This window comes from Amycolatopsis sp. Poz14 (assembly GCF_006704225.1).
Classification (GTDB): domain Bacteria; phylum Actinomycetota; class Actinomycetes; order Mycobacteriales; family Pseudonocardiaceae; genus Amycolatopsis; species Amycolatopsis nivea.
The window spans coordinates 8,453,793-8,474,042 of record NZ_JACLHD010000001.1 but is presented as its reverse complement, the minus strand read 5'-3'; the positions used below and the strand labels follow the sequence as shown (position 1 = coordinate 8,474,042).

The following is a 20,250-nucleotide window of genomic DNA, read 5'->3' as shown; positions in this document are numbered from 1 at the left end:
GCGATGGAGGCCCGGCGCCACCCCGGCGCCGGGCCTCCGCCATGTCCGGCTCCGGCGTCCACTCAGCGGGACTGTCTTCAGTCTCACATCGGCACGGGAATGGCGGCTCCGTGTTGCATGTTGGGAGGCGTAGATCGGAAGGGGTGCCGACGTGGACTTCCTGTTGCATCACGGCGTGACCGTGTTCGGCCAGTGGATCTCGATCGCCGAGCTGGCCGGGCAGGTGTTCGCGCTCGCGGTCGTGTTCCTCGCGCAGCGGCGGACGCTGTGGACCTGGCCGGTGCAGGTCGGCGCGACGGTCCTGCTCTTCTCCGTTTACGCGTCCGCGCATCTCGGCGGTCTCGCCGGACGGCAGGTCGCGATCCTGCTCATCTCGCTCTACGGCTGGTGGGCCTGGAACCGCAGGACCGACCCGGTGTACGGCGTCGTGGTGCGCAAGGGCCGCTGGACCGAGCGGGCCGTGATGCTCGGCGCGTTCGGGCTGGGCACGGTCGCGATGGCGCTGACGCTCCAGGCACTCGACGCCTCGTGGGCGCCCTGGCCGGACGCCGCGATCTTCGTCGGAACGCTCGTCGCGTTCGCCGCGCAAGGCGTCGGGCTCGTGGAGTTCTGGGGCGTGTGGCTGGTGGTCGACGCGATCGGCGTGCCGCTGCAGATCAGCTCCGGCCTGTACTTCTCGGCCGCGATCTACATTGTCTTCGCCGCGCTGGTCGTCCACGGCTGGGTCACCTGGAACCGCTCGGCGCGCACCGCGGTGTCCGGCGAGAAGGCCGTCGCCGCGGCGCGCTGAGGTCAGGCGCCGAGCGCGAGCTGCCCGTCCGGGGTCAGCTCGGCCCGCGTCCACTGCCCGACCGGCCCGCCCAGTGCGGACACCGGGCGGACCAGGCCTTCCCGGACGAGATCGTGCGCGGTCGTCTGGTCGCAGCAGGGCAGGCCGTCGACCCTCAGATCCGGTTCGCAGCTGCGGGTGAGTTCGGCTCGGCCGGCGGCGATCGCGCGGAGCATCGCCAGCGCGCGGCGGTTCAGCGTGACGGACATGGTCTTTCCCCCTCGGATCTTCCGAAGGCAGGAGACGTGATGTCCGTCACTGGATACGCGATTACGCCGACCGCACCAGTCCGCGCCCGCGCCCCGCTCAGCGGAGCGTGGCGTGGGTGGGGCGCAGGTCGTCCACCCGCCGGACCCCGAGCAGCTGCATCGTGCGGATCATCTCGGTGCGCAGGATGTCCACGCAGCGCTGCACGCCGCGTTCGCCGCCCGCCATCAGGCCGTACAGGAACGCGCGGCCGATCAGCACCGCGTTCGCGCCGCGGGCGAGCGCGGCCACGATGTCGCCGCCGGACAGGATGCCGGTGTCGACCCAGACCTCGGCGCTGCCCTGGACCGCGTCCAGCGTCGCGGGCAGCAGCTCGATCGGCGTCGGGGCCCGGTCGAGCTGACGGCCGCCGTGGTTGGACAGCAGGACCGCGTCCGCGCCGTGTTTCACCACTTCGCGGGCGTCGTCGACGTTCTGCACGCCCTTGATCACGAGCTTGCCCGGCCAGGTCTGGCGCACCCAGTCGAGGTCGTCGAAGTTCAGCGTCGGGTCGAAAAGCTTGTCCAGCAGTTCCGCGACGGTGCCGCCGAACCGGTTGAGCGACGCGAAGTTCAGCGGCTCGGTGGTCAGCATGTTGAACCACCACGCCGGGTGCATCGCGCCGTCCACGAACGTCTTCAGCGTGATCGCGGGCGGGATGGTGAGGCCGTTGCGGACGTCGCGCAGCCGCTGTCCCGCGACCGGGGTGTCGACGGTCAGCAGGAGCGTGTCGTATCCGCTCTCCCACGCGCGATTCATCAGATCTTCGCCCGCGCCGTGGTCGCGCCACACGTACAGCTGGAACCACTTCCGCGCATCCGGCGCGGCGGCCGCGAGATCCTCGATCGACGTGGTGCCCATCGTCGAAAGCGCCATCGGCATGTTGTTGCGCTGCGCCACCCTGGCCACCGCGCGCTCGCCCTCGGTCTGCATCATCCGCGTGAACCCGGTGGGCGCGAACGCGAACGGCAGCGCCGAGCGCTTGCCGAGGATCTCCCTGCTGGTGTCCACATCGGACACGCCGCGCAGCACGTTGGGCTGGAATTCCACCCGGCGGTAGGCCTGCCGGGCGCGGCGCAGGCTGTCCTCGAGTTCGGCCGCGCCGTCGGTGTAGTCGAACGCCGCGCGCGGGGTCCGCTTGCGCGCGATCATCCGCAGGTCGGCGATCGTGTGCGCGCCGGCCAGGCGCCGGTCGGTCGGGTTGAGCACGATCGGCTTCGGCCGCAGGATCTCTTTGAGCTCGCTGGGCCGGGGCAGGCGACGCTGGGTCACGCTCGACCACCTTTCGTCAGGCATCCAGATACATCCGATGTCTACCTTAAGGCAGAGGCCCCTCCAGGACATCGTCCCGGGAGGGGCCTCCGCGGTCAGGCAGCGGTCACGCGTTGCCGGAGTCGGACGTCTGCGGCCCGGCGGCCGCCACGTCGTCGAGCCGGTAGCGGCGCGCCGCCTCGGCGACCTTCGCCTGGTCGAACTCGCCGCGCTTGGCGAGCGCGGACAGCGCCCCGACGGTGATCGACTCGGCGTCCACCAGGAACTTGCGCCGCGCGGCCGGGCGGGTGTCGGAGAACCCGAACCCGTCGGTGCCGAGCGTGAGCATGTCGGTGGGCACCCACGGGCGGATCATGTCCGGCACCGCGCGCATCCAGTCCGACACCGCCACGACCGGGCCGGAAACCTCGGCCAGCTTCTGCGTGACGTACGGAACCCGCGGCGTCGCGTCCGGGTGCAGCAGGTTCTCGTGGTCGATCTCGACCGCTTCGCGGCGCAGTTCGCCCCACGACGTCGCCGACCACACCGCGGCCCGCACGCCCCACTCCTCGGCCAGCATCTTCTGCGCCTTGAGCGCGTCCGGCATCGTGACGCCGGAGACCAGCACCTGGACCTCCGGGCCGTCGCCCTCAGGGGCGTCGGCGTACCGGTAGAGGCCCTTCAGGACGCCGTCGACGTCCAGGTTCTCCGGCTCCGCCGGCTGCTGGTACGGCTCGTTGTAGATGGTGATGTAGTAGAAGACGTTCTCGCCGTTGCCGTCCGGGCCGGTCTCGCCGTACATCCGGCGCAGGCCGTCCTTGACGATGTGGGCGATCTCGAACGAGTACGCCGGGTCGTACGCCACCACGGCCGGGTTCGTCGCCGCCAGCAGCAGCGAGTGCCCGTCCGCGTGCTGCAGACCCTCACCGGTCAGCGTGGTGCGGCCGGCAGTGGCTCCCAGCACGAAACCGCGGGCCATCTGGTCCGCCGCCGCGTACAGGCCGTCGCCGGTGCGCTGGAACCCGAACATCGAGTAGAAGATGTAGATCGGGATCATCGGCTCGCCGTGCGTCGCGTACGACGTGCCGACGGCGGTGAACGACGCGGTGGAACCCGCCTCGTTGATGCCCTCGTGCAGCAGCTGGCCCTTCTCGGACTCCTTGTACGCCAGCATCAGGCTCGCGTCGACCGAGGTGTAGGTCTGGCCGTGCGGGTTGTAGATCTTGGCGGTCGGGAACATCGAGTCGAGGCCGAACGTGCGCGCCTCGTCCGGGATGATCGGGACGATCCGCTTGCCGATCTCCGAGTCCTTCGCCAGCTCGCGGATGAGCCGGACGATCGCCATCGTGGTGGCGACCTCCTGCTTGCCCGAGCCCTTGCGGACGCCCTCGTAGACCTTGTCGCCGGGCAGCACGAGCGCCTTGGCGGTCTTCGGGCGGCGCTCCGGCAGGTACCCGCCCAGCGCCTTGCGGCGGCCGCGCATGTACTCGATCTCCGGCGAATCCGGGCCGGGGTGGAAGTACGGCGGCAGCTTCGGGTTCTTCTCGAGCTCCTCGTCGCTGATCGGGATCCGCTGCGCGTCCCGGAACAGCTTCAGGTCGTCGAGGGTGAGCTTCTTCATCTGGTGCGTGGCGTTGCGGCCCTCGAACGACGGGCCGAGGCCGTAGCCCTTGATGGTGTGGGCCAGGATCACCGTCGGCTGGCCGTGGTGCTCCATGGCCGCCTTGTACGCCGCGTACACCTTGCGGTAGTCGTGCCCGCCGCGCTTGAGGTTCCAGACGTCGGCGTCGGACAGGTCCTTGACCAGTTCCTTCGTCCGCGGGTCGCGGCCGAAGAAGTGCTCGCGGACGAAGGCGCCGTCGTTGGCCTTGTACGTCTGGTAGTCGCCGTCCGGCGTGACGTTCATCAGGTTGACCAGCGCGCCGTCGCGGTCGGCCGAGAGCAGCGCGTCCCACTCGCGGCCCCAGATGACCTTGATCACGTTCCAGCCCGCGCCGCGGAAGTAGGACTCCAGCTCCTGGATGATCTTGCCGTTGCCGCGCACCGGGCCGTCGAGCCGCTGCAGGTTGCAGTTGATCACGAAGGTCAGGTTGTCCAGGCCCTCGCCCGCGGCCACGTGGATCAGGCCGCGCGATTCGGCCTCGTCCATCTCGCCGTCGCCGAGGAACGCCCAGACGTGCTGGTCGGAGGTGTCCTTGATGCCGCGGTCGTGCAGGTAGCGGTTGAACCGCGCCTGGTAGATCGCGTTCATCGGGCCGAGGCCCATCGACACCGTCGGGTTCTCCCAGAACTCCGGCATCAGCCGCGGGTGCGGGTACGACGGGAGGCCGCCGCCCTCGCCCGCGTGGCTGTACTCCTGGCGGAACCCGTCGAGCTGCTGCTCGGAAAGGCGGCCCTCGAGGAACGCGCGGGCGTACATGCCGGGGGAGGCGTGGCCCTGGAAGAAGACCTGGTCGCCGCCGCCGGAGTGGTCCTTGCCGCGGAAGAAGTGGTTGAAGCCGACCTCGTACAGCGCCGCCGACGAGGCGTAGGTGGAGATGTGGCCGCCGACGCCGACGCCCGGCCGCTGCGCGCGGTGCACCATGATCGCCGCGTTCCAGCGGATGTAGCGGCGGTAGCGGCGCTCGATCTCCTCGTCGCCCGGGAACCACGGCTCGTTCTCGGTGGGGATCGTGTTCACGTAGTCGGTCGACGTGAGCGCCGGGACGCCGACGTTGCGCTCCCGGGCGCGCTCGAGGATGCGCAGCATCAGGTACCTGGCCCGCTGCTGGCCCCCTCGCGCCAGCGCCTCGTCGAAGGAGTCCAGCCATTCGCTGGTCTCTTCCGGGTCGATGTCGGGAAGGTGCGCCGCGAGTCCGTCACGGATGACGCGTACGCGAGCCGGGGTCTCCTTGCCGGAGGCGCCGTCGTTCTGCGGGGCCAAGGGGTCTCCTTGTAGCTGGTTGTAGCCGTTGTAGCTGGTGGGCGGGAGTGCTCGCCGACGTCCATGGTCGTCCCGGTTGGGGTTCCCGTCACCTGTACTGCCCGGTAACATCGGCCGCCCGAGTGTCGCCACTCCCCGCGCACGGTGTATCGCGCGCGCGTTTTCTCTCCTCCACCCTAAAGGAGGCTCCCGGGGAGGGCGTCGCAGCGGTGGGTACTGAGTGCCACCCGGAGTCGGGCGGGGAGGCGGCAAGCCCCTACGCTGCAGACACGACTTGCCAAAGATCCGGTGTGGACGGTTGCGCGCAGCGCCGCGTCAGTGTTCGCTGTTCGACAACCGTGTATCCGAGTGCGGCGGACCTACCGCCGCGCTCCGTCGTAGTTGGAGGAGTGGAAGCAGTGGTCGCCGCGGGAGACGCAGGCAACGCCGGCGTCGCCGAGAGCCTTGGCATCAAGCCGGACATGGTGGTCCAGGAGATCGGCTGGGACGAGGACGTCGACGACGGCGTCCGCGCGGCGATCGAGGAAACCATCGGCGGTGAGCTCCTCGACGAAGACGCGCAGGAGGTCATCGACGTTGTGCTGCTGTGGTGGCGCGACAACGACGGAGACCTCGGGGACGCGCTGGTCGACGCGCGAGGCCCGCTGGACGAGAACGGCGTGATCTGGGTGCTGACCCCGAAGACCGGGCAGCCCGGGCACGTCGAGCCCAGCGACATCGCCGAGGCGGTGCCCCAGGTCGGGCTCGCCCAGACGGCCAACATCAGCGTGGGCCCCGGCTGGCTGGGCACCCGGCTGGTGTCGCCGAAGTCCTCGAAGGCCAAGCAGCGCTGAGGCCGCGATAGGGTGGGCGGCACGCTCGTGTTCGCTCTGGAGAGGAATCGCCGGTATGGCCGTCGAGGTCGGTTCGCAGGCCCCTGACTTCACGCTCAACGACTACAACAAGCAGCCGGTCACGCTGTCGCAGTTCAAGGGCGACAAGCCGGTCCTGCTGGTGTTCTACCCGTTCGCTTTCAGCGGGATCTGCACCGGCGAACTGTGCCAGCTGCGCGACGAGTTCGGCGACTACGACGGCAAGGGCGTCCAGGTGCTGGGCGTCTCGGTCGACACGCCGTTCTCGCTCAAGGCGTGGGCCGAGGTCGAGGGCTACCAGTTCCCGCTGCTGTCGGACTTCTGGCCGCACGGCGAGGTGGCGCAGAAGTACGGCGTGTTCAACGACCAGGCAGGGCTCGCCGTCCGCGGCACCTTCCTGATCGACACCGAAGGCGTGGTCCGCTTCGCCGAGGTCAACGCGCCGGGCGAGGCGCGCGACCAGTCCGGGTGGAAGAAGGCGGTCGAGGAACTGACCGCCTGAATTCTTTTCGCTCGCCGGGGCGGGGACTCCCCGTTCCGGCGCGCGGGCGCATAGCTCAGCGGGAGAGCACTCGGTTTACACCCGAGCGGTCGCAGGTTCGATCCCTGCTGCGCCCACCGTTCTCGAGCCGACCCCATCCGGTGAAAGCTTTACCGGATGGGGTCGGCTTGTTTTCGTTGCTGGACTGTCGAGCATCCGGTGCGGTGTCCGCGGACACAAGAGAAGGCCCCTCGAACCGGGATCCCCCATCGTTCCCGGCCCAAGAGGCCTTCTCGTTCCTCCCCTTGCCCCGTCGGGCCTGCCCCCTCGACAGGCCCGGCCGCAGCGCACTCCGCGGGTGTACGCGAGACAAGAGGCGGCTTCGGCGGCGCTGGATACTGCGCCAACCGGGTGATCTCACCGCGTGAGTGCGGCGACCTCTCCGATCAGCCGGTCGATCTCCTCGTCGGTGTTGTAGTAGTGCACCGACGCGCGCACCAGATCCGGCAAGTGGCGGGCGGTGAAGTCGTACTGCGCCGACGGCGGGCGCGCCACGCTCGTGTTGATTTTCGCCGCGTTCAGCCGGTCCTTGATCTCGTCCGCGGGCAGTCCGTCGACGCTGAAGGTCACGAGGCCGCATTTGCGCGCGCCCGCGTCGTGCACGGTGACCCGGTCCAGTTCGGCCAGGCGGGAGCGGAGGGTCGCGGCCAGGGCGGTGACACGTTCTTCGATCGCGGGCAGGCCCCATTCCAGCGCGTAGTCCACAGCCGCGCCGAGGCCGAGTACCGCGGCGTAATCGCGTTCCCATACCTCAAATCGTTTGGCGGTCGGGTCGACGACGTACTCGGTGGGGGAGGTCCACTTGGCCGAGTGCAGGTCGAGCATCGCCGGTTCGAGACGGTCGCGCAGCCGCGGGTGCACGTACAGGAATCCGGTGCCGCGCGGCCCGCGCAGGTACTTGCGGCCGGTGGTGGTCAGGGCGTCGCAGCCGATGCGTTCGACGTCCAGGTCCAGCTGTCCGGCCGACTGGCACGCGTCGAGCAGGAACGGGATGCCCGCCTCGCGCGCGACGGCGCCGATTTCCTCGGCGGGGTTCACCAGGCCGCCCTGGGTGGGCACGTGGGTCACCGCGATGAGCTTGACGTCGGAGTCGATCCGGCGGCGCAGGTCGGCGACGTCGAGCTGGCCGGTTTCGTCGTCGCCCACGACCTCGACGGTCGCTCCGGTGCGGCGCGCGATCTGGAGGTAGGCGATGGCGTTGCTGGCGTATTCGGCGCTCGCGGTGAGGATCCGGTCGCCCGGTCCGAACGGCAGCGCGTAGAAGATCGCCTGCCACGAGCGGGTGGCGTTGTCGCTGAGCGCGATGTCGTCCGGAGCGGCGTTGAGCAACCGCGCGATCGAGGCGTATACGCCGTCGATGCGGTCCTTGGCCTGTTCGACCGCTTCGTAGCCGCCGAGCAGGGATTCGGTGCGCAGGTAGTCGATCACGGTGTCGGTGACGCGTGCGGGCGGGAGCGCGGAGCCGGCGTTGTTGAAGTGCGTGACTCCGACGCACCCTGGGGTTTCGGACCGTGCGCGGGCGACATCGAAAGAGCTGGCCATATGAACTGAATACAGTACGAGTGAACTGTGTGCAATACTCGCCGCATGGGCAAGAGACTCCTGCGCGGTGAACTCATCGAGGAGATCACCGCGCGCGTCCTCGACGGACGGTTCCCCGCCGAGACCCGGATCAACGAGGTCCACCTGGCGAACGAGCTGGGCGTCTCCCGCACGCCGTTGCGCGAGGCGCTGATCGGACTGGCCGACCGCGGGCTGCTCGTCGCCGCTCCGGGGCGCGGATTCCTCGTCGCGCCACTCGATCCGCAGGAAGCGCGCCGGCTGTACCCGCTGATCGCCGAACTGGAAGCGCTCGCGCTGCGCTGGACGTCGCCGCTGGAACTCGCCTCGCTGCCGGACGCGCTCGACCGGATTTCCGACGAGATAGCCGATTCCTGCGATCTCCCGGCGGCCGACGACCGGTGGCACGCGCTGCTCACGTCCCGCTGCGGCAACCCCCATCTGCTGCGCTTGATCGAGCAGACAAAGCCGTTGCTCAAACGCTACGAGACGGCATACTTCGGCGGGCGGGACCGAGTGGCGGAGAGCGTGGCCGAACACCGCGAGATCGCGGCGGCCTTGCGGGCGAACGATTTGCCCGGCGCGTCCGCGCTGCTGGTCCGGAACTGGGTGAAAGCGTTGACGTACTTGCAAGGGAGCTGATCCGGTGCGGGTTTTCGCGCATCTTTCCGACATCCACCTCGACGGCAGCGAGCGCGCCGACGCACGGGCCGCCGCAGTGACGCGGTACCTGCGAAACCTCGAAGCGCCGGTCGACGCTGTGTTCGCCACCGGCGACATCGCCGATCACGGCCTGCCCGAGGAATACCGTCGCGCGGCCGCACTGCTGGACCTTCCGGTGCCGGTGGTGGTCTGCCCTGGCAACCACGACGTCCGCGCGCAGTTTCGCGAAGCGCTGTTGGGAGAGCCGGCTGGCGACGCACCGGTGAACTCCGCGACCAAGGTGGCCGATGTCCTGCTCGTGTCGTGCGATTCGACGATCCCGGGCAAGGGCGCGGGCTACCTCGCCGACGAGACGCTCGCCTGGCTGGACGACACGCTCGCCGGGCACGACGGTCCGTCGTTCGTCGCGTTCCACCACCCGCCGCTCGACGTCGGGGTGCCGCTGGTGGACGCGATCCGCCAGACCGGCGAAGACCGTCTCGCTGCCGTGCTGAAGCGGCACCCCGGCGTCGTGGCGCTGTTGTGCGGGCACGTGCACACCGGCGCTGCAACAGAGTTCGCGGGCGTGCCGGTGCGGATCGCGCCGGGCGTGGTGTCCGGTTCACTGCTGCCGGTGGAACCCGGCGCGGGCCGCGGCTGGGACGAAGGCGGGCCGCTGGACTTCGACAGCCCGCCGTCGCTGCTGCTGCACGTGCTGCACGACGACGGCAGGCTGACGACGCATCAGCGCGCGGTCACCGAGTAAAGACCGGCAGCGTGACCCGCGAGGGCCGGGTCTCGTCGTGGAACACCTCGAACCGGTTCGGCGTGCCGTGCACCGCGGACGAAACCCGTTCTCCCGTACCGTGATTGCGCGCGAACCGGGGGAACGCGCCGCCCGCGACCTGAACCCGCAAGCGGTGCCCTCGGCGGAAGCGGTACGCGGTCGGGTCGAGCTCCACCTCGGCCCGCACCACTCCGTCGGCGTCGGCTTCCGGCAGGCCGGGACGCAGCCGCAGGATCCCGTCGGTGACGTTGCGCGAGATGCCGCTGGGATCGACGTCGCACAGCCGCACGTACACGTCGGCGTCGGCCAATTCGGTCCGCACGAACACCGTGGCGGACACGTCGCCGATCACGTCGACGTCGTGCACCAGTGGTTCGCCGGTGAACACCAGCACGTCGTCGCGCGCCTCGATCTCGGAATTGTCGCGCTGCTTGGACTTTCCCATCAGCAACGGCCCGCCGACGGCCGGCGTCGGGTCCGCCGGGTCGTAGGTGAAGGGCGTGGGCAGGGCCTCGCCGGGCACCGTTTCGCCGAGACCGCCGACCGGGCGCAGGTGTGCGTGGGTGGGCTCGGAAGCCGGCGGCCAGTGGTCGAAGTCGAGCCAGGTCGACGCCTTCTGCAGGAAGATCCGCACGGGGGAGCGCTGCAACTGGGTGCGGTCGTCGGCGAGGTGCGCGCGCAGGAAGCCGAGCTGGTCCTGGATCAGCACGCGGAAGCTGGCCGGTTCGCCGTGCGACCACGGGCCGACGGTGATCCGCGGCGACCGTCCGGCGTCCTGCAGCGTGCGGAAGTCCCGCATCTGCGCGCGGATGAACAGGTCGTACCAGCCGGTGACCATGCTGACCGGCACGTCGAGTTTCGCGACTTCGGCGCTGTGGTCGGACATCTGCCAGAAATCGTCGTCCGGGTCGGCGTGCTCGGTGACGTCCTGGAGGAATTGCACCGGCTTGCCGATCGCCGCCACGTCCGCGCCCGCGATCGGCAGGTACGCCATCGCACTGCGCGTGCGCCGCGTCTGCAACGGGTTCGGCAGCGCGGCGAACCGCTCCTCCTGCTTCCCGATCATCGCCGACCAGGACACCATGTTGTCCGCCGCGAGCACCCCGCCCGGATAGAACGTGCTGACGAATTCCGACGCGGTGATCCCGAGGCACATGGCTTCCAGCGGCGGGTCGAGATACGGGCCGACTGCCCATTGCGTGTGCCCGAGGTAGCTCGCGCCCGCCATCGCGATCCGCCCGTCGCACCAGGGCTGTGCGCGCAGCCATTCGACGGTGGCGATCCCGTCCTCGCGTTCGAGGTGGAACGGGCGGAATTCGCCTTCGGAGCCGAAGGTGCCGCGGGTGCTTTGCAGGACGGTTTGCAGGCCGTGGCGCGCGAAGGTTTCGCCGAAGAGTTTGGCGAGGGGGCCGGTGCGGCCGTAGGGGGTGCGGATCAGGACTACGGGGCCGTTCGTCAGGCCCGCCGGGGTGTAGCGGTCGGCTAGGAGGTGCACGCCGTCGTGCATCGGGACGCGGAGGCCCTTGGCTGCGGTCGGAGCCGGACCCTCGGCGGCGGGGAGACCGAGCAGTCGGTCGACGATTCGGTTCAGCACGTAATCGAACGTACGCGAGTCGCTACCGTTCCGCTCCTGCGGAGAAGGCGGTCCGTGAGGGGAACCCTGGGGGAATCAGCGGCTGTGCGGGTTCCCCTCACGTACCTAGGCGGCGAGTGCGTCCGTCACCTGGAGAGCGGGGTTGCGGAACGGGGCGAGCAGTTCCGGATCGACGCCTGCTCGTGCCAACGCCGCCGCGAGTACCGCGGGACGGGCTCGGTCGCCGCCGTCCGCGATCTTCAGCGCCACTGCGGTTCCGTCCGGCAACGCGGCGAGCTGCACGGCCTCGAAACCGTCCTTCGCGATCAGTCCCGGCACGGCCCGCATCAGCCGGGTGACGTCGCGTCGGCTCCCGGCCACCAGATCCGGATGTTGCCGGATCCCGTTGGCCACCAACGATTCCGGCGAACCCTCTGGCGCGGTCGCGATCCGCGAAGCAGCCTTCGCCAAACCTCGCAGAGAGAGCGCGAACAGTGGCGCACCGCAGCCGTCCGTGGCTACGCGCGGCACGGTTTGCCCGGTCAGTTCCTCGACGGTTTCCCGGGTCGCACGCTGCAACGGGTGTGCCGGATCGAGGTAACCGTCGACGTCCCACCGCTGCTCTTGGCAGACGGCCAGCATCGCGGCGTGCTTGCCGGAGCAGTTGTGCGCGAGTCGCGACGGCTGCCGTCCAGCAGCGATCCAGGCGTCCCGCTCGACCGGGTCGTAGGGCAGGTCAGCGGGGTTGCCCAGATCGGTTGCGGTGAAGCCGCGGCTTTTCAGCACGGCGGCGGCTGCTTGGAGATGCCGCGGTTCGCCGGAGTGGCTGGCCGCGGCGATCGCGAAACCGGACGGATCGAGGCGCAGTCCGAGCCGGGCCATCGCGGCGGCCTGCAACGGCTTCGCGGTCGAGCGCGGGTACATCGCGACGTCCGGGTCGCCTGCCTCGAACAGCGTCGAACCGTCGGGAGAGAACACGACGACGGAACCGTGGTGGACGCCCTCGACCATGCCATCGCGCAGAAGGTGGACCAGCGGGACGTGCCGCGGTTCGCGTTCCTGCGGGATCACGACGCCTCTGCCTTGTCGAACGCGCTCATGTCGATCCGCTTGCGCACGACGAACCAGCCGGCGACGAGCGCGACGACGATCATCGGCAGCGCCATGAGGGTGATCCGGCCGGTCTTGTCGAAGCCCATCAGCACGACGACCGCGGCGAGGAAGGCGAGCGTCGCGATTTCGGTGTAGGGCGAGAACGGCAGCCGGAAGTGCGGCCGGGTCACCTCGCCGCGCTTGGCCTTCCGCACGAACAGCAGGTGGCTGAGCACGATGATCGCCCAGGTGCCGAGGATGCCGACGGCGGCGAAGTTCAGCACGATCTCGAACGCGTCCTTCGGCACCACGTAGTTCAGCCCGACGCCGACCACGCACACCGACGACGTCAGCAGGATCCCGCCGTAGGGCACCTGGTTGCGGTTCATCACGCCGGTGAACTTCGGCGCGGACCCGGCCAGCGACATCGAGCGCAGGATCCGCCCGGTCGAGTACAGGCCGGAGTTGAGGCTCGACAGCGCGGCGGTCAGCACGACCAGGTTCATGATGCTGTCCGCGCCGGGCACGCCCAGTTTCGCCAGCACGGTGACGAACGGGCTCTGGTCTGCCGAGTAGGCGTCCCACGGCAGCAGCATCGCCAGCAGCACGACCGAGCCGACGTAGAACAGCGCGATCCGCCACATGATCGAGTTGATCGCCTTGGGCACGATCTTCTTCGGGTTCTCCGTTTCGCCCGCCGCGACGCCGACCAGCTCGCACGAGGCGTAGGCGAACACGACGCCCTGCACGATCAGGATCATCGGCACGATGCCCGCCGGGAACACGCCGCCGTGGTCGGAGATCAGCTGTGGGCCGGGGATGTGGCCGTCGATCGGATGCTGCGTCACCAGCAGGACGATGCCGACGATCAGGAACAGCACCAGCGCGGCGACCTTGACGATCGAGAACCAGAATTCCATCTCGCCGAACAGCTTCACCGACACGAGGTTCAGCGACAGCACGACCGCCAGCGCGATCAGCGCGAGCACCCACTGCGGGATCGGCGTGAAGAACGACCAGAAGTGCGCGTACAGCGCGATGGCGGTGATGTCCGCGATGCCGGTCGTCGACCAGTTCAGGAAGTGCATCCAGCCCGCGACGTACGCGCCCTTCTCGCCCATGAACTCGCGCGCGTAGGACACGAACGCGCCGGACGACGGACGGTGCAGGATCAGTTCGCCGAGCGAGCGCACCACGAAGAACGCGAAGAGCCCGCACACCGCGTACACGATCGCGAGCGCCGGACCGGCCTGTGCGAGCCGTCCGCCCGCGCCGAGGAACAGGCCGGTGCCGATCGCGCCGCCGATGGCGATCATGTTGATGTGCCGGGATTTCAGCGCCTTGTTGTATCCGGCGTCGCCCGCGTCGGCGGGACCCGCCTCGGCAGTGGCGGGCAGGGTTTCTTCACTCACGCGGTGGTACCTGTTTCTGCTTCGCCGGCGCGCGCCGGTCGGACGATCGTGGTCAGGGTCTTCTCGACGTGATCGAGATGCTCGGTCATCGCGGCCGCCGCCGCGTCTTCCTCGCCTTCGGCGATCGCCGTGACGATGCGCCGGTGCTCGACGTTCGACTGGGTGCGCCGTCCGCCGAGCTGGTTCAGGAACGCCGACTGGCGGGCCAGTGCGTCGCGGATCTCCTCGATCACCTTCGCGAACACCGGATTGCCAGATGCCCGTGCGATCGTGACGTGAAACTGTGAGTCGAGCGCCACCCAGGCGGCGTCCGCGGTCTCGGCGTCCATCCGGTCGACCAGATCGGCGAGCCGGGCGAGCTGGTCGGCATCGCGGCGGCGCGCGGCGTACGCGGCCACCGGGACCTCGACGTGCCTGCGCACTTCGACCAGGTCGCGGGCCGAGTAGTCGCCGAACGTAGGGTTCTCCGGCGGGCCGCTCGCGGTGACGAACGTGCCTCGGCCGGTGCGCGACACGGTCAGCCCGAGCGCCTGCAGCCCGCGCAGCGCCTCGCGCACGACCGAGCGGCTGACCTCGAACTCCCTGCTCAGCGCGGCCTCCGACGGCAGTTGGTCGCCGATCGCGTACTCGCCGTGTTCGATCGCCTGCCGCAGATGGCCGAGGACGGCCTCCATCGCGCTGACGCGCCGGGGGAGCGGTCCGGCTGCCCGGCTGTCAGACAGGTTCACGCGACGGATCGTCGGTTCCGGCCCGGCCGCTGTCAAGCGGAGCCATGGCCCCTTGCTCGGCGGTTGTGGGCTGGTTCACGCTCCCGGGTGACTCTGGGCGGCCCGGCTGTCCGAGGCACCGGTTTTTGTCGGTGCCGGGTGCGACCGTGTCCGGGTACTGAGGGGCGCACCGGCGATCACCACGCCGAACGCGCCCGGCGCGTCGGAGCCGCGCCCGGCCTACGGAAGAGAGAGGATCCAGACGGAGCGCTCAGACCGCGGCGGACTAGGGTGGACAGCCCGGGCCCGCCGCGTCGACCGGAGCCGGGAAGCCGTCTGCCTAGGGGAGGTTTTCGCTGGTGTCGAACGATTCTTTCGTCCACCTGCACGTCCACACCGAGTACTCCATGCTGGACGGTGCGGCGAAGATCGGTCCCTTGTTCGCGGAGGCGGCCCGGCTGAACATGCCGGCGGTCGGGATGACCGATCACGGGAACATGTACGGCGGGGACGAGTTTTATCAGACGTCGAAGAAGCACGGGATCAAGCCGATCATCGGGATCGAGGCGTACATCGCGCCGGAGTCGCGGTTTCACAAGAAGCCGGTGTTCTGGGGGCAGGCGTCGCAGCGGGGGTCGGACGAGTTCGGCGAGGGCGGCGACGTCTCGGGTGGCGGTGCGTATACGCACATGACGATGGTGGCGGGGAACGCGACGGGGTTGCGGAATCTGTTCAAGCTGTCGTCGCTGGCGTCGATTCAGGGGTATTACCGCAAGCCGCGGATGGATCGGGAGTTGATCGCGGAGAACGCGTCCGGGATCATCGCGACGACGGGGTGTCCGTCGGGCGAGGTGCAGACGCGGTTGCGGCTGGGGCAGCGGGAGGCGGCGATCCAGGCGGCCTCGGATTACAAGGACATTTTCGGGGCGGGGAATTTCTTCCTGGAGTTGATGGACCACGGGCTGCCGATCGAGCGGTCGGTGCGGGAGGGTTTGCTGGAGATCGGGAAGCTGCTGGACCTGCCGCCGCTGGCGACCAACGATTCGCATTACGTGACGAAGGACCAGGCGGACACGCACTCGGCGTTGCTGTGCGTGCAGGCGGGCAAGACGCTGAACGATCCGACGCGGTTCAAGTTCGACGGGGACGGTTATTTCCTGAAGTCCGCGGAGGAGATGCGCGAGTACTGGGACAAGGAAGTCCCCGGCGCGGCGGACAACACGCTGCTGATCGCGGAGCGGGTCGAGTCGTACGAGGACGTGTACACGCACAAGGACCGGATGCCGGTCTTCGACGTCCCCGAAGGACACACCGACGCCTCCTGGCTGCGCCACCAGGTGGCCGAGGGCCTCAAGTGGCGGTTCCCCGAAGGCATCCCGGACGGCTACGAGGAACGCTGCGACTACGAACTCGGCGTCATCGAGGGCAAGGGCTTCCCGTCCTACTTCCTCATCACCGCCGACCTCATCCAGCACGCGCGGGAGGTCGGCATCCTGGTCGGCCCCGGCCGAGGGTCCGCCGCGGGCGCGCTCGTCGCGTACGCGCTCGGCATCACGAACCTCGACCCGATCCCGCAGAAGCTGCTGTTCGAGCGGTTCCTGAACCCGGAGCGCATGTCGATGCCCGATATCGACATCGACTTCGACGACCGCCGCCGCGGCGAGATGATCCGGTACGCCACCGACAAGTACGGCTCGGACCGGGTCGCGCAGGTGATCACCTTCGGCACGATTAAGACCAAGGCGGCGATCAAGGACTCCGCCCGCGTGCACTTCGGCCAGCCGGGCTACTCGATCGCGGACCGGATTTCGAAGGCGCTGCCGCCGCCGATCATGGCGAAGGACATCCCGCTGTCGGGCATCGTCGACTCGAAGCACGAGCGCTACGCCGAGGCCGCCGAGGTCCGCACGCTGGTCGAGACCGACGAAGAGTGCAAGACGATCTTCGACACCGCCCGCGGCCTCGAGGGCCTGATCCGCAACGCGGGCGTGCACGCCTGCGCGGTCATCATGTCGAGCGAGCCGCTCACCGACGCGATCCCGGTGTGGCAGCGCGACGACGGGTCGATCATCACCGGCTGGGACTATCCCTCCTGCGAGGCCATCGGCCTGCTGAAGATGGACTTCCTCGGCCTGCGCAACCTCACCGTCATCGGCGACGCGCTGGAGAACATCAAGGCCAACCGCGGCGAGGAGATCGACCTCGACCGGCTCGGCTTCGACGACCCCGAGGCGTACAAGCTCCTCGGCCGGGGCGACACGCTCGGCGTGTTCCAGCTCGACGGCGGCGCGATGCGCGACCTGCTGCGGCGCATGCAGCCGACCGGGTTCGAGGACATTATCGCGGTGCTCGCGCTGTACCGGCCCGGCCCGATGGGCATGAACGCGCACAACGACTACGCCGACCGCAAGAACAACCGGCAGCAGATCAAGCCGATCCACCCGCAGCTGGAGGAACCGCTGCGGGAGATCCTGTCCGAGACCTACGGCCTGATCGTCTACCAAGAGCAGATCATGCAGATCGCCCAGAAGGTCGCGGGCTACACGATGGGCCGAGCGGACACGCTCCGCCGCGCGATGGGCAAGAAGAAGAAGGAAGTCCTCGAGAAGGAGTACGAGGGCTTCGAAGAGGGCATGAAGTCCAGCCCGCTGGTCGAGGGCGGCTTCTCGCCGGAAGCGGTCAAGGCGCTGTGGGACACGATCCTCCCGTTCGCCGGGTACGCGTTCAACAAGTCGCACGCCGCCGCGTACGGCCTGATCGCGTACTGGACCGCCTACCTCAAGTCGAACTACACCGCGGAGTACATGGCCGCGCTGCTCACGTCGGTCGGTGACAACAAGGACAAGTCGGCGATCTATCTGTCGGAGTGCCGCCGGCTGGGGATCAAGGTGCTGCCGCCGGACGTGAACGAGTCGGCGCTGCGGTTCGCGGCCGTCGGGAACGACATCCGGTTCGGTCTGGGCGCGGTGCGCAACGTGGGCGCGAACGTGGTGGAGTCGATCATCAAGACGCGCGAGGAGAAGGGCAAGTACTCGTCGTTCACCGAGTTCCTGGACAAGTCGGAGCTGGTGGCCTGCAACAAGCGGGTGATCGAGTCGCTGATCAAGGCGGGCGCGTTCGATTCGATGGGGCACACGCGGCTGTCGATGATCCAGGTGCACGAGGACGCGGTGGAAGCCGTCGTCCCGCTCAAACGCCAGGAAGCGATGGGCCAGTTCGACCTCTTCGGCTCGTTCGGGGCCGACGACGGAGACGCGGCCGAGGCAGCGCCGTCGTCCTCGCCGCTCGCGCACCTCAAGTTCGGCGAGGAGGAGTACCCGCGCAAGCAGCTCCTCGCCTATGAACGCGAGATGCTGGGCCTGTACGTGTCGGCGCACCCGCTCGACGGGGCCGAGCGCATCCTGCGCAAACACGCGCCGAAGCCGATCGCCGCGCTGCTCGCCGACCCGCCGAAGGAGGGCGAGGTCGTCATCTCCGGCCTGCTCACCTCACTCGAACGCCGGGTCAACAAGAAGGGCGAGCCCTGGGCGATCTGCACCGTCGAGGACATGGACGCCGCGCTCGAGGTGCTGTTCTTCGCCAAGGCGTACTCGATGTTCGCCGCGGACCTGGTCGAGGACAACGCGGTGCTGGTGAAGGGCCGGGTCAACTGGCGCGAGGACAAGATGTCGGTGTTCGGCGGCGGGCTCGTGCCGCTGGACCTGTCCGAGATCGGCAACGGCGACGAGGAACCGCCGCTGGTGCTGCTGGCCGCCGCCGAGAAGATCGACCAGGCCGTGGTCAGCGAGCTGAAGTCGACCCTGCTGGCGCACAAGGGCGATACGCCGGTGCACCTCAAGCTCGTCGGCAAGAACCAGACGGTCTTCGCGCTTTACGATTACCCGGTGAAGGTCAGTTCGATGCTCATCGGTGAGCTCAAGGGCATCCCTGGGATCACCGCCAACACCTGATGACCGGGGCGGAGCCGGATCCCCGCCGCTGGCGGGCGCTCGCGGTCACCCTCGCCGCCGGGTTCATGACGCTGCTGGACGTCAGCATCGTCAACACGGCTCTGCCCTCGATCCAGCGCGACCTGAACACCGGCGCGGGCACCATCCAGTGGGTGGTCTCGGGCTACGCGCTCGCCTTCGGCCTGGTCCTGGTCACCGGCGGCAGGCTCGGTGACGCGCTGGGCCGCCGCCGGATGTTCCTCATCGCGCTGGCCGCGTTCGTCGCGACGAGCGCGCTCGCCGGCGCGGCTCCGGACCCGGCGACCCTCGTCGCCGCCAGGCTGGCCCAGGGCTGCGCCGCGGGCATGCTGACGCCGCAGAACAGCGGGCTGATCCAGGATCTGTTCCACGGCGCGGAGCGCGGGCGGGCGTTCGGCATGTTCGGCGCGGTCGTCGGCATCTCCACCGCGGTCGGGCCGGTGCTCGGCGGCGTGATCCTCGCGCTGTTCGGCGACCCGGACGGCTGGCGGTGGGTGTTCTACGTGAACGTGCCGATCGGCGCGATCGCGTTCGGGCTCGCGATGAAGCTGCTGCCGCGCACAGACCGGCGAAAACTCCGGCTGCGCACGGAAATCGACTACGCCGGGATCGTGCTGCTGGCCGTCGCGGTGCTCGGGGTGCTGCTGCCGCTCGTGCAATCCGAACGGGGCGGGTTCGGCCGGTTCTGGTGGCTGTTCGGGGTGGCGATCGTCTTCGGCGTGGCCTTCGTGTGGTGGGAACGGCGCGTCGTGCGCAAGAACCGGCCGCCGTTGCTGGACATCCGGCTCTTCACCGGCACTCCGGGCTACGCGAGCGGCGCGGCGGTCGGCGCGCTGTACTTCTGCGGGTTCGCCGGGATCTGGCTGGTGTTCGCGCTCTTCTTCCAGCAGGGCCTCGGCTACACGCCGCTGCAGTCGGGGCTGGCTGTCACGCCGTTCGCGCTGAGCTCGGCCGTGACGGCGGCCGTCGCCGGACGGCTCGTGGCCCGGTTCGGCCGGAAGCTGACCGTCATGGGCCTGAGCATCGTCGCGCTCTCGCTGCTTTCGGTGGGATTGGTCGTGCAGCTGGTGCCGCCGTCGGCCGCGGGATTCGCGGTGGCCGGACCGTTGCTGATCGGCGGGATCGGCGGCGGGATGGTGATCTCGCCGAACACGACGCTCACCCTCGAATGCGTGCCGAACCGGCTGGCCGGAGTCGCCGGGGGAGCGCTGCAAACCGGCCAGCGGATCGGCACCGCGATCGGCACGGCCGTGCTGGCGTCGGTGTTCGAATCGGTGGTCGCGACCGCCGGGCACCAGACCGCGCTCACCGCGGCGATGTGCTGCGCGGGCGGGCTCACCCTGGTCGCGCTGGCTTTCGCGACCCTGGAACTCCGCGCCCGCCGGCGGCGTGCCATCCTGACGGAGGACCAGCAAGCGGCGCAGTCTGCGGCGAATATTCACCGAACGTGACCACGCAACGCTGATCCTGCCTATTCGGTGAGCTACTTACCGCCACCAGGTGATACTCCATCCGGGTGACAGGTGACCTTCGCCCCTAGTGCTACTCAGAGCAACCGAGTAGACCTTATGGAGCCTTCAGAACGGCACTTTGGCTACCGACAGTGGCAATTCGCTCGATCGACCGGGGATGGGTCGATCGGCCGGACGGCCCGGGAGTCCGAAGTTCCGGGGAATGGACACCCGGAGTCGCATCCCGGTACGAAATTCGTCGGCGTCCGCGGGGGACCGTACGGCGAATCGCCGGGACACTGCCCGGAGTGGCAGGCCGAGTGCGTGCGAAGGCAACGGGGCGGGCCCGGGCGAGGGGGAACCGGGCCCGCCCGCCTTTCTTCCTCCCCGGCCTTCCCCCGGTTCCGCGAGGCTCCG

Annotated in this window: 15 protein-coding genes and 1 tRNA gene; 8 read left to right on the top strand and 8 right to left on the bottom strand. The window is 69.2% G+C overall.

Translation table 11 applies throughout. The features are described 5' to 3' along the window. Window positions 1-151 precede the first annotated feature (151 nt). The gene (locus FKO37_RS39320; protein WP_037820491.1) at window positions 152-790 is read left to right on the top strand and encodes a nicotinamide mononucleotide transporter family protein; all 639 of its coding nucleotides are present in this window, start codon (window positions 152-154) and stop codon (window positions 788-790) included. Between the two features lie 2 nt (window positions 791-792). Here FKO37_RS39320 and FKO37_RS39315 read toward each other — a convergent pair whose 3' ends face one another. The 3 genes from FKO37_RS39315 to aceE form a co-directional block, all read right to left on the bottom strand. Further along, a complete protein-coding gene (locus FKO37_RS39315) occupies window positions 793-1,038 on the bottom strand; it encodes a hypothetical protein (RefSeq protein WP_037820494.1) in 246 nt (81 codons plus the stop codon). Window positions 1,039-1,135: 97 nt separating this feature from the next. Then, window positions 1,136-2,347, bottom strand: coding sequence for an alpha-hydroxy acid oxidase (locus FKO37_RS39310; RefSeq protein ID WP_238607728.1), 1,212 nt, complete (start codon window positions 2,345-2,347; stop codon window positions 1,136-1,138). Between the two features lie 106 nt (window positions 2,348-2,453). Next, a complete protein-coding gene (gene aceE, locus FKO37_RS39305; protein ID WP_043835979.1) occupies window positions 2,454-5,249 on the bottom strand; it encodes a pyruvate dehydrogenase (acetyl-transferring), homodimeric type in 2,796 nt (931 codons plus the stop codon). Between the two features lie 398 nt (window positions 5,250-5,647). Between aceE and FKO37_RS39300 the strand changes: the two genes are divergently transcribed. From FKO37_RS39300 to FKO37_RS39290, 3 genes are all read left to right on the top strand, one after another. Further along, complete coding sequence (locus FKO37_RS39300; protein WP_238607727.1) at window positions 5,648-6,082, top strand: DUF3052 domain-containing protein; 435 nt, start codon at window positions 5,648-5,650, stop codon at window positions 6,080-6,082. A gap of 55 nt (window positions 6,083-6,137) precedes the next feature. Further along, entirely contained in the window at window positions 6,138-6,602 is a 465-nt protein-coding gene (locus FKO37_RS39295; protein ID WP_238607726.1) for a peroxiredoxin, read from the top strand. A gap of 44 nt (window positions 6,603-6,646) precedes the next feature. Then, window positions 6,647-6,718: transfer RNA gene (locus tag FKO37_RS39290), tRNA-Val, on the top strand. A gap of 280 nt (window positions 6,719-6,998) precedes the next feature. Here the strand turns inward: FKO37_RS39290 and FKO37_RS39285 are convergent. After that, complete coding sequence (locus FKO37_RS39285; RefSeq protein ID WP_238607725.1) at window positions 6,999-8,183, bottom strand: aminotransferase class V-fold PLP-dependent enzyme; 1,185 nt, start codon at window positions 8,181-8,183, stop codon at window positions 6,999-7,001. A gap of 45 nt (window positions 8,184-8,228) precedes the next feature. On the opposite strand from FKO37_RS39285, the gene FKO37_RS39280 reads away from it, so the two are divergent. After that, window positions 8,229-8,843, top strand: a complete 615-nt coding sequence (locus FKO37_RS39280; protein ID WP_037820499.1) for a GntR family transcriptional regulator — start codon at window positions 8,229-8,231, stop codon at window positions 8,841-8,843. A 4-nt stretch (window positions 8,844-8,847) separates the two neighbouring features. Further along, entirely contained in the window at window positions 8,848-9,609 is a 762-nt protein-coding gene (locus tag FKO37_RS39275) for a metallophosphoesterase (RefSeq protein ID WP_043835973.1), read from the top strand. Here FKO37_RS39275 and FKO37_RS39270 read toward each other — a convergent pair. The 4 genes from FKO37_RS39270 to FKO37_RS39255 all read right to left on the bottom strand — a co-directional run bounded on the left by FKO37_RS39270 (window position 9,599) and on the right by FKO37_RS39255 (window position 14,381). Next, window positions 9,599-11,224, bottom strand: coding sequence for a CocE/NonD family hydrolase (locus FKO37_RS39270; protein ID WP_238607724.1), 1,626 nt, complete (start codon window positions 11,222-11,224; stop codon window positions 9,599-9,601). The genes FKO37_RS39275 and FKO37_RS39270 overlap by 11 nt on opposite strands. 105 nt (window positions 11,225-11,329) lie before the next feature. Next, window positions 11,330-12,274, bottom strand: a complete 945-nt coding sequence (locus FKO37_RS39265; RefSeq protein WP_238607723.1) for an asparaginase — start codon at window positions 12,272-12,274, stop codon at window positions 11,330-11,332. After that, a complete protein-coding gene (locus FKO37_RS39260; RefSeq protein ID WP_238607722.1) occupies window positions 12,271-13,707 on the bottom strand; it encodes an amino acid permease in 1,437 nt (478 codons plus the stop codon). The genes FKO37_RS39265 and FKO37_RS39260 overlap by 4 nt, the downstream gene beginning before the upstream one ends. After that, complete coding sequence (locus FKO37_RS39255) at window positions 13,704-14,381, bottom strand: FadR/GntR family transcriptional regulator (protein WP_043835998.1); 678 nt, start codon at window positions 14,379-14,381, stop codon at window positions 13,704-13,706. Before FKO37_RS39255 ends, FKO37_RS39260 begins: the two co-directional genes overlap by 4 nt. 392 nt (window positions 14,382-14,773) lie before the next feature. Between FKO37_RS39255 and dnaE the strand changes: the two genes are divergently transcribed. After that, window positions 14,774-18,364 carry a DNA polymerase III subunit alpha gene (gene dnaE, locus FKO37_RS39250; protein ID WP_238607721.1) on the top strand — a complete coding sequence of 1,197 codons (3,591 nt, stop codon included), beginning with the start codon at window positions 14,774-14,776 and terminating at the stop codon, window positions 18,362-18,364. Continuing rightward, on the top strand, window positions 18,364-19,833 hold the full coding sequence (locus FKO37_RS39245) for an MFS transporter (protein ID WP_134670240.1): 1,470 nt from the start codon (window positions 18,364-18,366) through the stop codon (window positions 19,831-19,833). Before dnaE ends, FKO37_RS39245 begins: the two co-directional genes overlap by 1 nt. Window positions 19,834-20,250: the final 417 nt, after the last annotated feature.